We start from the raw sequence: 13,448 nt of genomic DNA, 5'->3' as shown, positions 1-13,448 counted from the left end.
ACGACCGCACGACACGTGAGGAGCCAGGCATGGCAGTGCAGACCGGACTCGGCGAGCCACGCGGCCCGTGGTTCGTCTCGCCCGAGCTGGGCCCGGACGGGCGCGGCTACCGGGACGTACCCGGGGGCGGGCCGGAGGCCGGGCGGCGGAGCCTGCGGCACCGGCTGCTGAGCGTGGCGGCGGTGGTGGCGCTCTCCACCGTCTCCGGCGCGGCGGCCGGCACCTGGGCGGCCGACCGGGGCACGCCGGGACCGGCGGCGGCGTCCGCCGCGCCGGTGCCGGCCGAACTGGTCACCGCCGCGGGCAAGACGGTGCCCGGGGTGGTCTCGGTGATGGTCGGGGGCCGCTCCGGCGCGTCCGCGTCCGGCTCCGGGTTCGCCATCGACAACGAGCAGCACATCGTCACCAACGACCACATCCTGGCCCGGGGCGGCGCCGGCGCGGTGACTGTGGAGACCTCGGACGGGCGGCGCTTCCCGGCCGAGGTGGTGGGCCGGGAACCGGCCAGCGACCTCGCGGTGCTCAAGGTGCCCGCGTCGGCCGGGCTGCCGCCGTTGCCGCTGGCCAAGGCGAACTCGACGAGGGTGGGGGAGCCGGTGCTCGCGGTCGGGTCGCCGCTCGGCCTGGCCGGGACCGTCACCGCGGGCATCGTCAGCGCGCTGGACCGGCAGGTGCGGATCGGCAACGGCCGGCACACGGCGGTGCAGACCGACGCCTCGATCAACCCGGGCAACTCGGGCGGGCCGCTGGTGAACGCGCGCGGTGAGGTGGTCGGCGTGAACACGGCGATCGCCACCATCGACGGCAGCGGCTCGATCGGCATCGGCTTCGCCATCCCGATCGACCAGGTCCAGCAGACCGCCGACACCATCATCGGCCGGGGTGGCTGAGCCGCCCGCGTGGTGTCCCGCGCGGGGCCGACCGCCGTCCCGCCCGGGGCGCTGACCTGCACAAGTAGCGCAAGATCGGTGCGAACTGTCGGATATCCGGCGCGCAATGATCGGAGCATGGAAATATTACGCTGAGTATGGATACTGGCGGAGGTGGAGCAAGCTGTCACTGCGGCCCTCCTCCTGGTGGGCCTTGTCATCGGCGCCGGTGTCGGCGCGTCCTACGCGCGTGCGAAGCGTGGCTGGACGGACTACCGGACGGCCCGGACCACAGTCCCCACCGCCCGGCGCAACGCCTGGCTGGCGATCCGGGGCGTGGTCGTCAAGCTCGCCGTGATCGCCCTGCTGCTGTTCGGCGCGGCCGCGTACGCGGCGTCCGGCGGCGGCGAGGAACGGGCCGGACCCACGCCGAGCGCCACCCCCACACCGAGTCGTCGCGCCGGGCGCTAGCCTCGGGGCGTGGACGACGGACTGCGGGTGACCGACCGGCTCGTGGTGCCCGCCGCCGAGCTGCGGGAACGGTTCTCCCGGTCGTCCGGGCCGGGCGGGCAGGGAGTCAACACCACCGACTCGCGGGTGGAGCTGAGCTTCGACCTGGGCGGCTCGCCGAGCGTGCCGGAGGCGTTGCGGGAACGGGCGCTGGCCCGGCTCGCCGGCCGCCTGGTCGGCGGTGTGCTGACGGTGACCGCCAGCGAGCACCGCGCGCAACTGGCCAACCGGGAGGCGGCCCGCGAGCGGATGGCCGCGCTGCTGCGCGAGGCAGTCGCCCCGCCGCCGAAGGCGCGCCGGCCGACCCGACCCTCCCGCGGTGCCAAGGAGCGCCGTCTGGCCGAGAAGAAGCGCCAGTCCCAGCGCAAACGCGACCGCCGGGTGGACGGCGACTGACCGGAAACGGGTTGAGCCGCCGAGCCCCGGGCCGGAGAATCCCGCCACGTGATCGACTTCTCCGTCAAGCCCACGCTCACCGGCGAGCGGGTGGTGCTGCGCCCGTTCCACGACGACGACCTGCCGGCGCTCGCCGAGATCCTGGCCGACCCGGAGGTGGCCCGGCTGACCGGCAGCCCGGCCGGCGAGACGTTCGAGCCGTCCCGGCTGCGGGCCTGGTACGGCACCCGCAACAGCCAGGACGACCGGCTCGACCTCGCGGTGGTGGACCGCGCGAGCGGCGTCTGCGTCGGCGAGGTCGTCCTCAACGAGTGGGACCGGGCCAACGCCGGCTGCAACTTCCGCACCCTGATCGGGCCCGGCGGGCGCGATCGCGGCCTCGGCACCGAGGCGGTCCGGCTGATCGTCGGGTACGGCTTCGAGCAGCTCGGCCTGCACCGCATCGGGCTGGAGGTGTTCGCGTTCAACCCGCGCGCCCGGCGGGCGTACGAGAAGGTGGGTTTCGTCGCCGAGGGGACGCTGCGACAGGTGCTGCGCGACGGCGACGACTGGGTGGACGCCACAGTCATGTCGATCCTCGCCCCGGAGTGGAACGAGCATCGGGGCCACCCGGAGGGTTGAGCCGGAGGCGTCGAAGCGCTTCAATGCATACGGGAGCGTCAGGGCCGTCACCGACCACCACGTCACCGTGACAGGAGTCCCTTCCGCATGTCCCGAAACCCCGTACGCGCCGCGCTGACCGCGCTCGCCGCGCTGCTGCCCGTCCTCGCCCTCGGCCTCGCCCTCACCGCCAACCCGCCCACGGCCGCCGCGGCGGCCACCCCGGTCCGCGTCATGCCGCTGGGCGACTCCATCACCGGGTCTCCCGGCTGCTGGCGGGCGGTGCTCTGGAACCGCCTCCAGTCCACCGGCCACACCGACGTCGACTTCGTCGGCACGCTCGGACCGCAGGGCTGCGGCGTGCCGTACGACGGCGACAACGAGGGGCACGGCGGCTACCTCGCGACGAACGTGGCGAACCAGAACCTGCTGCCCGGCTGGCTGGCCGCCACCCGCCCGGACGTCGTGCTGATGCACTTCGGCACCAACGACGTGTGGAGCAACATCGCGCCCGCCACGATCCTGGCCGCGTACTCGAAACTGGTGGACCAGATGCGGGCCGCCAACCCGGCCATGACCGTGCTGGTCGCGAAGATCATCCCGATGAACCCGGCCAGCTGCCCGGAGTGCGGCCAGCGGACCGTGGCGCTCAACTCGCTGATCGAGGGCTGGGCGGCCGGAAGGACCACAGCCGCGTCGCCGATCGTGGTGGTCGACCAGTGGACCGGGTTCAGCACCGCCACCGACACGTACGACGGCGTGCACCCGAACGCCGCAGGGGACCAGAAGATGTCCGACAGGTGGTACCCGGCGCTGGTCGCCGCGCTGGACCGGACCACGCCGGCCCCGTCGCCCACCGTCAGCCCGTCGCCCACGACGAGCCCGTCTCCGACGACCAGCCCGTCGCCCACCGCCAGCCCGACGCCGGCGCCCGGTGGCTGCACCGCCACCTGGCGCCTCGCCGGCCAGTGGCCGGGCGGCTTCCAGGGGGAGGTGACCGTCCGCAACGGCGGCGCCGCGCCGATCGCCGGCTGGACCGTGAGCCTCCCGCTCACCGGCGGCCAGCGGATCAGCCAGGCGTGGAGCGCGGACGTGACGCAGAGCGGAACCACAGTGACCGCCCGGAACGCGAGCTGGAACGGCGCCCTGGCCCCGGCCGCCCAGACCACGTTCGGGTTCCTGGCCGACGGTGCCGTCCCGAACCCGGTGCCGGCGCTGACCTGCGCCGCGAACTGATCCCCGCGCCGGCCGGTCCCGCGCTCAGCGGTGGCCGGCCGGCACGGCCCGGTCCAGCCCGGCCAGCAGCCGGGCCCGCAACCCGGCGGCGCGCTCGGCGAACTCGCGCTGGGCGGCGGCATACTCGGCCCGGCCCTCCGGCGTCTCCACCCGCACCGGCGGGTAGCCCAGGTCGGCCAGGTCGTACGGGCTGGCCCGCATGTCCAGCGCCCGGATCTCCCGGGCCAGCGCGAAACAGTCCGCCACCAGCTCCGACGGCACCAGCGGCGACAGCTTGTAGGACCACTTGTAGAGATCCATGTTGGCGTGCAGGCAGCCCGGCTGCTCCAGCGCGTGCTGACCCTCCCGGGTCGGCTGGAGCACGTTCAGCGGCCGGGCCGGCGCGGTGAAGAAGCGGAACGCGTCGAAGTGGCTGCACCGCACGCCGCGCTCCTCGACCACCGCCGCCGTCGCCGCCGGGCTCAGCCGGAGCGGCCAGGCGTTGTGCCGCACCTGCTCCTGGGTCTGCCGGTAGACCATCGCCCACTCGTGCATGCCGAAACAGCCAAGCTGCGCCGGGCGTGCGGCGGTCGCCGCGAGCAGCGTACGGATCCAGGCGATCGACTCGGCGCGCCGCGCGCGTACCCGATCGGTGTCCAGGGTGAGCCCGGCGGCGCTCGCGGTGTAGTCCGGGCCGAAGACGGCCGCGTCGGCGTCGCGCAGCACCACTCCCGCACCCGGGTGCCAGCGGCGCAACTGCGCCGGGCGGTGCGAGTAGTAGGTGAACAGGAAGTCCTCCACCGGGTGCTTCACCCCGGCGCGGCGGCGGGCCAGATGCGGCGTCAGCCAGGCGTCCACCCGCGCCTCGTGGGCGTGCCTGCGCGCCTGCCAGTCGGCCAGGTCGAGCGCGGGGGCGAGGGCGGCGGTCACACACCCCAGGGTACGACCGCCGCCCGTGCCCGGATCACGCCACGTCCACCCGCACGCCCGCGGAGAAGACGCCGCTGCGCAGCTCCAGCCGCTTCGGCGGCTCGTCGCCGCGCATCATGAACACCAGCGGCAGCAGCACCCGCCGCCCGGCGGTGACCGGCTGGGCGAAGACGTCCCGGCCCAGGTTCGCCACCCGGGTCGCGTCCTCGTCGGCGGCCACCCAGTTCCCGCTGGGCAGGTACGCGCGCTGCAACTGCCCGTGCCAGGTCTGGTCCTCGGACGTGAGGTTGCGCACCCCGATCGTGGCCAGGCACGGCCGGCCGCCGCCGGCCGCCGGCGGCAGCACGTCGGCGCCGCAGCTCAGCCGGTAGACGGTGAACTCGAACGCGTTCTCGCGCAGCGGCTGGCCCAGCGCGCCGGTGACGCTGTTGCCCACCCACGCCCCGCTCGTCGGCTGCTTGGTGGTGTCCATCGCGGCCACCCGCTGCGTGGCCGACCAGGCCGCCGCGCCGACCACGCCGGCGAGCACCGCCGCCGCCACGCCGACCACGAGCCAGACCGGCGGCCTTCCACGGCGGCTCGCAGGCGACGGAACGGACGCCCGCGGATAGACGGTGCCCCGCTGGACCGGCCCCTGGCCCGGTCCGCCTCCGCTCGGCATGCCGCGGCCGGGCACGCCGCCTGCGGGGGCGCCGGTGGGCATCGCGCCGCTTCCGGGCGTACCGGTGTGCGCCGTCGTGCCGCGGACCACGGCGCCGGGCGCGGCGCTACCCGCCGCCGTGCGCCGGCGGCGCCGGACCACCCACCACAGCACGCCGGCGGTGACCACCAGCAGCGCGGTGAACGCGGCGAGCAGCACCGGCGGCCGCCGCCAGGCCGGGGCGGCGGTGATCTGGGCCGCCGGAGCCGTCGCGGCACCCACCCAGATGGCCGTGGCGCAGTCGAACGGGCGCGTGCCGTCCGTGCCGTAGACGCAGGTGGGCGCGGTCACCGAGCGGCCCGGGCCGGGAACCGACAGCGCGGTGTGCAACGTGGTGGTGCTCTTGGCCGGCAGCCGCAGCCGCCAGGTCACCTCCCCGGCGCTTGCCCCGGCGGGCCGGGTGGTCCGCCCACCGCCGGTCACGGTGGTGGCCCGCGACCCGTTCGGCAGCTCCTGCCGGACCATCGTCTCGACGGGTGCCGTGCCGGCGTTGCGGACCTCGATCCGGTACCCCGGCGCCGGGGTGCCCGACGCGCCCACCGCCACGCTGACCGGTGGCATCGTCGGCCGGACCTGAGCCGGGCCGGTGGTCGGCACCGCCGGGGGCACCGCCGGCACGCCGGTCGGGATCGGGGTGGCCGCGGCACCGCGGACGACCGCCGCGGGCGGGGCCGGATGGGCGGGGGCGGCGGCCGCGCGGGGCGTCGCCGGGGACAGCGCCGGTACGGCGGCGATGACGCCGAGGCAGTTCACGAGCACTGCCAGGGCCCTGTGGTGTCGTCTCGATGCAGGCATACCAACGAACCTCCGGACCCGAAGCTATGGGCCGGGGGCCGCCGGGCGGGTACGAAGCCGCCATTCCCGCCACGTCCGGCGCGATCGCGCGTACCCTGCCCGGCTCGTGCCGGTCCGGGGCCGGTGGCGGCCGGTGCGGGGCGGGGCGCGGCGGCCGGGGCATGCCGCCTGTCACCGGGCGCAGCCGGGCGGGGATAGATTGGCCGGGTGCGTATCGCTCGTTTCGCTCATGCCAAGGGAATGTCGTTCGGGGTCGTCGAGGGCGAGCCGGAGGCCGGGCCGCAGGGCCTGACCATCGCCGAGATCGAGGGCCACCCGTTCGGACAGATCCAGTTCTCCGGCGCCCGCTGGGCGCTCTCCGACGTCCGGCTGCTGTCACCGATCCTGCCCAGCAAGGTGGTCTGTGTCGGCCGTAACTACGCCGAGCACGCCGCCGAGCACGGCAGCGAGGTGCCGAAGGAGCCGCTGCTCTTCCTCAAGCCGTCCACCTCGGTGATCGGCCCGCGCGACGCCATCCGGCTGCCGATCTTCTCCAAGCAGGTCGAGCACGAGGCGGAACTGGCCGTGGTGATCGGCGCCCCGGGCGCCCGCCGGGCCGACCGGGCCGCCGCGGAGCGGGCCATCTTCGGCTACACCTGCGCCAACGACGTGACCGCGCGGGACCTCCAGCGCTCCGACGGGCAGTGGACCCGCGCCAAGGGCTTCGACTCGTTCTGCCCGATCGGGCCGTGGATCACCACCGGGCTCGACGTCAGCGACCTGGAGATCCGCTGTGAGGTGGGCCGCAACCCGGAGGAGATGGAGGTACGCCAGATCGGCCGGACCAAGGACATGGTGTTCGACGTACCGGGGCTGGTGTCGTACATCTCGCACGTCATGACGCTGCTGCCCGGCGACGTGGTCCTGACCGGCACGCCGGCGGGGGTTAGCCCGCTCACCGAGGGGGATACCGTCACCGTGCGCATCCAGGGGATCGGGGAGCTCAGCAACCCTGTCGTCCCGGTCGCCTGATTCGGTCCGATGCCTCGTTTCCGCTGGTCAGGTGGGTTTCGAGGGGTTGGATTTGGCCTGTCGGCACCGGGAGGGTAAAGTTCATTCCCGGCGCCGCAAGGGGCCAATGGGGTATGGGGTAATTGGCAGCCCGACTGATTCTGGTTCAGTTAGTCTAGGTTCGAGTCCTGGTACCCCAGCGCAACCGAGGTTTCGCGAGAATCCTCGGCCGCTGGACTCCGGCAGCTCACACTGTCGGAGTGCAATGAAGGTTCTGGCCCCGTCGTCTAGCGGCCCAGGACGCCGCCCTCTCAAGGCGGTAGCGCCGGTTCGAATCCGGTCGGGGCTACAGCACCGACAGCCCGTCCCGTCTTCCGGGGCGGGCTTTCTGCTGTCCGGCCCACGTGCGCAGGGGGTGACCCCCTCCGCGTGACGCCGGACGCGATGCCGCTAGACTACTGCCGCGCCGCCCGGCAGGGCGGTGAAGCACGAAAAGTGCCTGGCCCCGTCGTCTAGCGGCCCAGGACGCCGCCCTCTCAAGGCGGTAGCGCCGGTTCGAATCCGGTCGGGGCTACGTTCATCGAACGGCCCGTCTCGCGTCGAGCGAGGCGGGCCGTTCCGCATTCCCGCCCTTCCCCGCCCTGCTCCGTTGATCATGAAGGTAGCGGCAGTCGGGGAGATCAAAAATGCCGCTAGCTTCATGATCAACGCGAGGGGTGGGGTGGGTCAGAGGCCGGAGAGGCGCTGGCCGGCTCGGACGACGGCCATGGCGTGGCGCTCGCCGGGGCGGCGGCCGAGGCGCTCGATCGGGCCGGAGATGCTGATCGCGGCGATCACCCGGCCGGTGCGATCGCGGATCGGCGCTGAGACGCTTGCCACACCCGCCTCCCGCTCGGCGACGCTCTGCGCCCAGCCGCGCCGCCGCACCTCGGCCAGCGTGCGGCCGGTGAACTTGGAGCGGGGGAGCAGCGGCATGACCGCCTCCGGCGGCTCCCAGGCCAGCAGGATCTGCGCCGCCGAACCGGCGGTCATCGGCAGCACCGAGCCGACCGGGACGGTGTCCCGCAGGCCGCTCGCGCGCTCGGCGGCGGCCACGCAGATCCGCTCGTCGGCGCGGCGCAGGTAGAGCTGGGCGCTTTCGCCGGTGGCGTCCCGTAGCGCGGCGAGCAGCGGCTCGGCGGCGGTCAGCAGCACGTCCGGCGCCGCGTTCGCCAGCTCGCCCAGGCGTGGACCCGGGCGCCAGCGCCCCTGGGTGTCCCGGACGAGCATCCGGTGGATCTCCAGCGCCTGCGCCAGCCGGTGCGCGGTGGCCCGGGGCAGCTTGGTGCGTTCAACGAGTTCGGCCAGGCTGGCGCCGTCGACACAGGCGGCCAGGATGACCACCGCCTTGTCGAGAACGCCGACACCGCTCATACTGTGTCCCACAAGCCGAAATTTACCTCCCAGAATTTAGGATGTCCAGATGGTGGGAGTCACTCAACCGAGGACCCTGGCCGAGAAGGTCTGGGACGCACACGTGGTCCGCTCCGCCGCCGGCGAGCCGGACCTGCTCTTCATCGACCTGCACCTGCTGCACGAGGTGACCAGCCCGCAGGCGTTCGACGGGCTGCGTCTGACCGGGCGCGGGGTCCGCCGTACCGACCTGACGATCGCGACCGAGGACCACAACACCCCGACCGGGTACGACGACCCGGCGTTCCGCTCCCGGCGCGGCGACCTGCTCACGATCGCGGACCCCACCTCCCGCACCCAGATCGAGACGCTGCGCCGCAACTGCGCCGAGTTCGGCATCCGCCTGCACCCGCTGGGCGACGAGAACCAGGGCATCGTGCACGTCATCGGCCCGCAGCTCGGCCTCACCCAGCCCGGCATGACGATCGTGTGCGGCGACTCGCACACCGCCACTCACGGCGCGTTCGGGGCGCTGGCGTTCGGCATCGGCACCAGTGAGGTCGAACACGTCCTGGCCACGCAGACGCTGCCCCAGGCCCGCCCGAAGACCATGGCGGTGAACGTCGTCGGCGAGCTGGCGCCCGGCGTCACCGCAAAGGACCTGGTGCTCGCGCTGATCGCGCAGGTCGGCACCGGCGGCGGGCGCGGCCACATCGTCGAGTACCGGGGCGAGGCGATCCGCGACCTCTCGATGGAGGGGCGGATGACGATCGCGAACATGTCCATCGAGTGGGGCGCCAAGGCGGGCATGATCGCGCCGGACGAGACCACGTTCGCGTACCTGAAGGGGCGGCCCAACGCGCCCCAGGGCGACGACTGGGACGCGGCGCTGGAGTACTGGCGGACGCTGCCCACCGACGAGGGAGCGACCTTCGACACCGAGGTCACGCTCGACGCGAGCCGGATCACGCCGTTCGTCACCTGGGGCACCAACCCCGGGCAGGGCTTGCCGCTGGGCGCCACGGTGCCGGACCCGGAGGAGTTCGTCACCGAGCCGGAGCGGGTCGCCGCCCGGCGCGCGCTGGCGTACATGGACCTCACCCCGGGCACCCCGCTGCGCGACCTCGCGGTCGACGTGGTGTTCGTCGGCTCCTGCACGAACGGCCGCCTGGAGGACCTGCGGGCCGCCGCCGAGGTGCTGCGCGGGCGGCGGGTCGCCGACGGCGTACGCATGCTGGTGGTCCCGGGCTCCGCCGCGGTCCGGGAGGCGGCCGAGATTGAAGGGCTGGACAAGGTCTTCACCGACGCCGGCGCGGAGTGGCGCTTCGCCGGCTGTTCGATGTGCCTGGGCATGAACCCGGACACCCTGAAGCCGGGCCAGCGCTCCGCCTCGACCTCCAACCGCAACTTCGAGGGACGGCAGGGCCGGGGCGGGCGTACGCACCTGGTGTCCCCGCCGGTCGCCGCCGCCACCGCGGTGGTCGGCCGCCTGGCCGCTCCCGCCGACCTGTAGAAGGGCAGCCGAGAGATGGACAAGTTCACCACCCACACCGGCACCGCCGTGCCGCTGCGCCGATCCAACGTGGACACCGACCAGATCATCCCGGCGGTGTACCTCAAGCGGGTGACCCGGACCGGTTTCGCCGACGGGCTGTTCAGCGCGTGGCGGGAGGAGCAGTCATTCGTGCTCAACGATCCCGCCCATTCGGGCGCGTCGATTCTCATCGCCGGTCCCGAGTTCGGCACCGGGTCCTCCCGGGAGCATGCCGTCTGGGCGCTGCGGGACTGGGGCTTCCGGGCCGTCATCTCGCCTCGCTTCGGCGACATCTTCCGGGGCAACTCGCTCAAGGAAGGCCTCCTTCCGGTAGAGCTGGAATTGAAGGCCGTGGAAGAACTCTGGGACCTCGTGGAATCGGAGCCGAGCACTCCGATCACTGTCGACCTCGCCGCCCGCCAGGTCCGCGCCGGGGATGCCACCTGGGCCTTCCCGCTGGACGACCACAGCCGCTGGCGGTTGATGGAGGGCTTGGATGACATTGGACTCACCCTCCGGCACGAGGCCGAGATCAGTGCCTTCGAGGCGTCCCGGCCGTCGTTCCTGCCGTCGGTAGCCTGACCCCAGACCGCTTCTCGCCCCCACCGGATGCATCCGGTGGGGGCGAATCCGTTGCGACACAAGGGCTTTTTTCCACCGAATGTTTGTGTCCAGGCAGCACAGGGCATACCGTGCGCGCAGAATGGCTCGCGTCGAGTCAGTTGCACAATCGGGAGGAAGTCGTGAACAAGGCCGAGCTCATCGAGGCGCTCGCCGTTCGCCTGGGGGACCGGAAGACGGCGACGGCCGCGCTCGACGCGGTTCTCGCTGAGGTCCAGGCGGCGGTCACCAAGGGCGAGAAGGTGGCGATCACCGGTTTCGGAGCGTTCGAGAAGCGCGTCCGGGGAGCCCGAACAGCGCGCAATCCGCGAACCGGCGAGGCGGTGAAGGTCAAGAAGACCTCCGTCCCGACGTTCCGGGCCGGCGCGGGCTTCAAGGAGATGGTGGCCAGCGGCAAGGTGCCGAAGGACACCGCCGCGGCGAAGAAGACCACCGGGGCCGCGAAGGCCACGGCGGCGAAGACCACCGGCGCCGCGAAGAAGACCACCGGCGCCGCGAAGAAGACCACGGCGGCGAAGGCCACCAAGACCACCGCGACCAAGAAGGCCGCGCCGGCGAAGAAGGCCGCCGCGACCAAGACCACGGCGGCGAAGAAGACCACGGCGGCGAAGTCCACCGCGGCGAAGAAGACCACCGCCGCCAAGAAGACGACCGCGGCGAAGTCCGCCACGGCCAAGAAGACGACGGCGGCCAAGAAGGCGCCCGCGAAGAAGGCGCCGGCCAAGAAGGCCGCCACCCGGCGCTGACCGGACGACCCACGAAAGGGCGCCCACCGTTCGCGGTGGACGCCCTTTCGCATGGGTACGCGTTGACCGCCCGGCGCCCCGCGCCGCAGAATCGCCGTGCCGAACACCCCCGTCGGTCACGAGAAGAGGCGCCCCGTGCGGCACCGTCACCTCTCCACCCTGGCGCTCGCGCTGGGCATCGCGGTCCTGCTGGACGTGCTGCGGGTCTGGCTGCCCTCGGTCATCACCCTGTTCGGGCGGGCCGCCGAGACGCCCGCCGAGCTGCTCGGCGCGTTCGCGCTCGGCTGGTTCCTGCTCGCCCTCGCCGCGCCCACCCTGGTCCGCCGTGCCGGTTCCGGCCCGGTCGGACTCGTCGCCGCGGGTGTGCTGGCGGCGGCCCGGCTGGCGCTCACCGCGCAACCCGGCGGCCCGGCCCAGCTCTGGCTCGCCTGCGCCGGGCTGCTCGCCGGCCTGGTCTGGCTCGCCGCCGTCGCCGCGTCGGTGCCCCGCCCGGCCGCCGGTCTGGCGCTCGGCCTTGCCGGCAACGCGGTCGGGCACGCCCTGCTGGGCACCGAGGATCTGGTGTGGCGCGGCGGCGCGCTCGGCTGGAGCCTGAGCGCCCTGCTGGTGGCGGCGTTCCTGGCCGCGTCCACGGTGGCGCGGCGTCGGCGGCCGGCCGCGTCGGCGGGCGTGGGGGACGGTGACGCCGCCCCGCACATGCGTACCCCGGGCCGGCGGGCCTGGCTGCTGTGCGGGCCGGCACTGTTGCTGGCCAGCCAGGTGGCGCTGGCCCCGGCGCTGTGGAACGCCGCCGCCGGCACCGGATCGCCCGACTTCCCCGGACTCGCCCGCCCTGGTAACGGAGTCCTGCCGGGCGCGTTCGCGGTGCTGCTGTTCCTGGCGACGGCGTTGTTCCGGGCGCCGCTGCGCCTGGCCCGGGTGGTGTGGCCGTTGGCGCTGCTCGCCGGTTCGGTGCTGTTCGTGACCGGGCGCCTCGTCCCGGCGTACCTGCTCACCGCCGCCGGTCTCGGCGGCTGCCTGGCGCTCGCCGACTCGGCCGCCGCCGACGAGCGGCCCGCCGGCGACGTGCGGGCGGGGGCGCGGCGCGGGCGGGCGGCGGCGCTCGGGATGCTGGTGTTCGCGGTGGCCACGGTGGCCTACTACGCCGCCTACGACCTGGGGTACCCCAACGGGTGGGCACCGGTGGCCACGGCCCTCCTGGTGGCTCTGGTGGCGGTCGGCGCGTCCCTCCGGTCCGTCCCGGCGGTGCCTGGCGCGACGTCATCCGCCCCGGTGCTGCCCACCCTGGTCCGGGTGGCGGCCCTGGGCGGCCTGACCGCGCTGGCCGGGCTCGCCGCCACACTGCACGTGCCACCGACAAACGCCCGGGCCGCCACCGCACCGGCGGCGGTGCGGGTGGCCGCGTACAACATCCGGATGGGATTCGGCCTGGACGGCCGGCTGGACCTGGACGCGGTGGCCCGGGAGTTGCACGGCTCGGACGTGATCCTGCTCAGCGAGGTCGACCGGGGCTGGTGGCTCAACGGCGGCCACGACACGCTGGCGCTGCTGGCCGGGCGGCTGGGAATGCCGTACGTCTTCGCGCCCGCCGCCGACCCGGTCTGGGGCGACGCGGTGCTCAGCCGCTTCCCGGCGCGCTCCGGGCAGACCCGGCGGCTGACCGCGCACGGTGCGCCGACCGGTGCGCAGGCTCTCGGCGTCACGCTCGACCTCGGCGGCCGGGAACTGGCTGTGGTGGCCACGCACCTGCAACCGCCGCCCGGCCGGGATCCGGTCGAGCAGGCACGCGAGGTGGCCGAGTTCGCCCGCCGGTACGCGAACGGCCGTCCACTCGTGGTCGGCGGCGACCTGAACACCGAGCCGGACGATCCGGCGTTCGCCGAGTTCACAGGCGCGGGTCTGGTGGACGCGCTGGCTCCGGCCCGGCCGCTGCGGACCAGCCCGGCCGACGATCCGCGCACCCAGATCGACCACGTCTTCGTCTCGCCGGGCCTGACCGCCGCCGAGGTACGCGCGCCGCGCACCGGGGCCAGCGACCACCTCCCGGTGACGCTCACCGTCACGCTGCCCTGAGCCGACGCCGCACGACCCGGAGCCCGCCGCGACAACGGGCGTCGGCCGCGGCCCGCCGCGACAACAGGCGTCGGCCG

Annotated in this window: 13 protein-coding genes and 3 tRNA genes; 13 read left to right on the top strand and 3 right to left on the bottom strand. The window is 74.0% G+C overall.

The features are described 5' to 3' along the window. Positions 1 to 29: 29 nt before the first annotated feature. The 5 genes from ACFYON_RS15035 (at position 30) to ACFYON_RS15015 (ending at position 3,611) form a co-directional block, all read left to right on the top strand. Complete coding sequence (locus ACFYON_RS15035; protein ID WP_355015008.1) at positions 30 to 890, top strand: trypsin-like peptidase domain-containing protein; 861 nt, start codon at positions 30 to 32, stop codon at positions 888 to 890. A gap of 153 nt (positions 891 to 1,043) precedes the next feature. Next, positions 1,044 to 1,340 (top strand): hypothetical protein, encoded by a 297-nt coding sequence (locus tag ACFYON_RS15030; protein ID WP_354865894.1) that lies wholly within the window; start codon positions 1,044 to 1,046, stop codon positions 1,338 to 1,340. A 9-nt stretch (positions 1,341 to 1,349) separates the two neighbouring features. Continuing rightward, a complete protein-coding gene (arfB, locus tag ACFYON_RS15025) occupies positions 1,350 to 1,775 on the top strand; it encodes an alternative ribosome rescue aminoacyl-tRNA hydrolase ArfB (RefSeq protein ID WP_120571223.1) in 426 nt (141 codons plus the stop codon). A 48-nt stretch (positions 1,776 to 1,823) separates the two neighbouring features. Then, a complete protein-coding gene (locus tag ACFYON_RS15020; protein WP_354865890.1) occupies positions 1,824 to 2,396 on the top strand; it encodes a GNAT family protein in 573 nt (190 codons plus the stop codon). Between the two features lie 87 nt (positions 2,397 to 2,483). Next, complete coding sequence (locus tag ACFYON_RS15015) at positions 2,484 to 3,611, top strand: cellulose binding domain-containing protein (protein WP_354865888.1); 1,128 nt, start codon at positions 2,484 to 2,486, stop codon at positions 3,609 to 3,611. A 24-nt stretch (positions 3,612 to 3,635) separates the two neighbouring features. On the opposite strand, the gene ACFYON_RS15010 is transcribed toward ACFYON_RS15015, so the two are convergent. Together ACFYON_RS15010 and ACFYON_RS15005 are read right to left on the bottom strand one after the other, a co-directional pair. Next, complete coding sequence (locus ACFYON_RS15010) at positions 3,636 to 4,520, bottom strand: 3-methyladenine DNA glycosylase (RefSeq protein ID WP_354865886.1); 885 nt, start codon at positions 4,518 to 4,520, stop codon at positions 3,636 to 3,638. A 34-nt stretch (positions 4,521 to 4,554) separates the two neighbouring features. Continuing rightward, complete coding sequence (locus ACFYON_RS15005) at positions 4,555 to 6,015, bottom strand: hypothetical protein (protein ID WP_387189063.1); 1,461 nt, start codon at positions 6,013 to 6,015, stop codon at positions 4,555 to 4,557. A 207-nt stretch (positions 6,016 to 6,222) separates the two neighbouring features. Between ACFYON_RS15005 and ACFYON_RS15000 the strand changes: the two genes are divergently transcribed. The 4 genes from ACFYON_RS15000 to ACFYON_RS14985 all read left to right on the top strand — a co-directional run bounded on the left by ACFYON_RS15000 (position 6,223) and on the right by ACFYON_RS14985 (position 7,579). Continuing rightward, positions 6,223 to 7,026 (top strand): fumarylacetoacetate hydrolase family protein, encoded by an 804-nt coding sequence (locus tag ACFYON_RS15000; RefSeq protein WP_210898861.1) that lies wholly within the window; start codon positions 6,223 to 6,225, stop codon positions 7,024 to 7,026. Between the two features lie 107 nt (positions 7,027 to 7,133). After that, positions 7,134 to 7,205 (top strand) — tRNA-Gln (locus ACFYON_RS14995). A 76-nt stretch (positions 7,206 to 7,281) separates the two neighbouring features. After that, positions 7,282 to 7,354: transfer RNA gene (locus ACFYON_RS14990), tRNA-Glu, on the top strand. A 152-nt stretch (positions 7,355 to 7,506) separates the two neighbouring features. Continuing rightward, positions 7,507 to 7,579: transfer RNA gene (locus tag ACFYON_RS14985), tRNA-Glu, on the top strand. Between the two features lie 152 nt (positions 7,580 to 7,731). Here the strand turns inward: ACFYON_RS14985 and ACFYON_RS14980 are convergent. Continuing rightward, entirely contained in the window at positions 7,732 to 8,418 is a 687-nt protein-coding gene (locus ACFYON_RS14980) for an IclR family transcriptional regulator (protein ID WP_013284529.1), read from the bottom strand. 49 nt (positions 8,419 to 8,467) lie between these two features. Here ACFYON_RS14980 and leuC point away from each other — a divergent pair, with 49 nt between their 5' ends. The 4 genes from leuC to ACFYON_RS14960 all read left to right on the top strand — a co-directional run bounded on the left by leuC (position 8,468) and on the right by ACFYON_RS14960 (position 13,371). Further along, positions 8,468 to 9,910 (top strand): 3-isopropylmalate dehydratase large subunit, encoded by a 1,443-nt coding sequence (leuC, locus tag ACFYON_RS14975; protein WP_354865881.1) that lies wholly within the window; start codon positions 8,468 to 8,470, stop codon positions 9,908 to 9,910. Between the two features lie 15 nt (positions 9,911 to 9,925). Then, positions 9,926 to 10,513 (top strand): 3-isopropylmalate dehydratase small subunit, encoded by a 588-nt coding sequence (gene leuD, locus ACFYON_RS14970; RefSeq protein WP_354865879.1) that lies wholly within the window; start codon positions 9,926 to 9,928, stop codon positions 10,511 to 10,513. A gap of 161 nt (positions 10,514 to 10,674) precedes the next feature. Then, positions 10,675 to 11,298 carry an HU family DNA-binding protein gene (locus tag ACFYON_RS14965; RefSeq protein ID WP_355015009.1) on the top strand — a complete coding sequence of 208 codons (624 nt, stop codon included), beginning with the start codon at positions 10,675 to 10,677 and terminating at the stop codon, positions 11,296 to 11,298. A 135-nt stretch (positions 11,299 to 11,433) separates the two neighbouring features. Beyond that, positions 11,434 to 13,371 carry an endonuclease/exonuclease/phosphatase family protein gene (locus ACFYON_RS14960; RefSeq protein WP_354865875.1) on the top strand — a complete coding sequence of 646 codons (1,938 nt, stop codon included), beginning with the start codon at positions 11,434 to 11,436 and terminating at the stop codon, positions 13,369 to 13,371. Positions 13,372 to 13,448 lie beyond the last annotated feature (77 nt).

Source organism: Micromonospora sp. NPDC005686 (assembly GCF_042871665.1).
In the GTDB taxonomy this organism is placed as follows: Bacteria; Actinomycetota; Actinomycetes; order Mycobacteriales; family Micromonosporaceae; genus Micromonospora.
This window is presented reverse-complemented; position numbering and strand designations above follow the sequence as displayed.

What these genes read in the sequence shown, in the direction of transcription:
- ACFYON_RS14980 (WP_013284529.1), bottom strand. Translation starts at nt 8,418, where the DNA reads ATGAGCGGTGTCGGCGTTCTCGACAAGGCGGTGGTCATCCTGGCCGCC.
- ACFYON_RS15035 (WP_355015008.1), top strand. Translation starts at nt 30, where the DNA reads ATGGCAGTGCAGACCGGACTCGGCGAGCCACGCGGCCCGTGGTTCGTC.
- ACFYON_RS15015 (WP_354865888.1), top strand. Translation starts at nt 2,484, where the DNA reads ATGTCCCGAAACCCCGTACGCGCCGCGCTGACCGCGCTCGCCGCGCTG.
- leuD (WP_354865879.1), top strand. Translation starts at nt 9,926, where the DNA reads ATGGACAAGTTCACCACCCACACCGGCACCGCCGTGCCGCTGCGCCGA.
- leuC (WP_354865881.1), top strand. Translation starts at nt 8,468, where the DNA reads ATGGTGGGAGTCACTCAACCGAGGACCCTGGCCGAGAAGGTCTGGGAC.
- ACFYON_RS15005 (WP_387189063.1), bottom strand. Translation starts at nt 6,015, where the DNA reads ATGCCTGCATCGAGACGACACCACAGGGCCCTGGCAGTGCTCGTGAAC.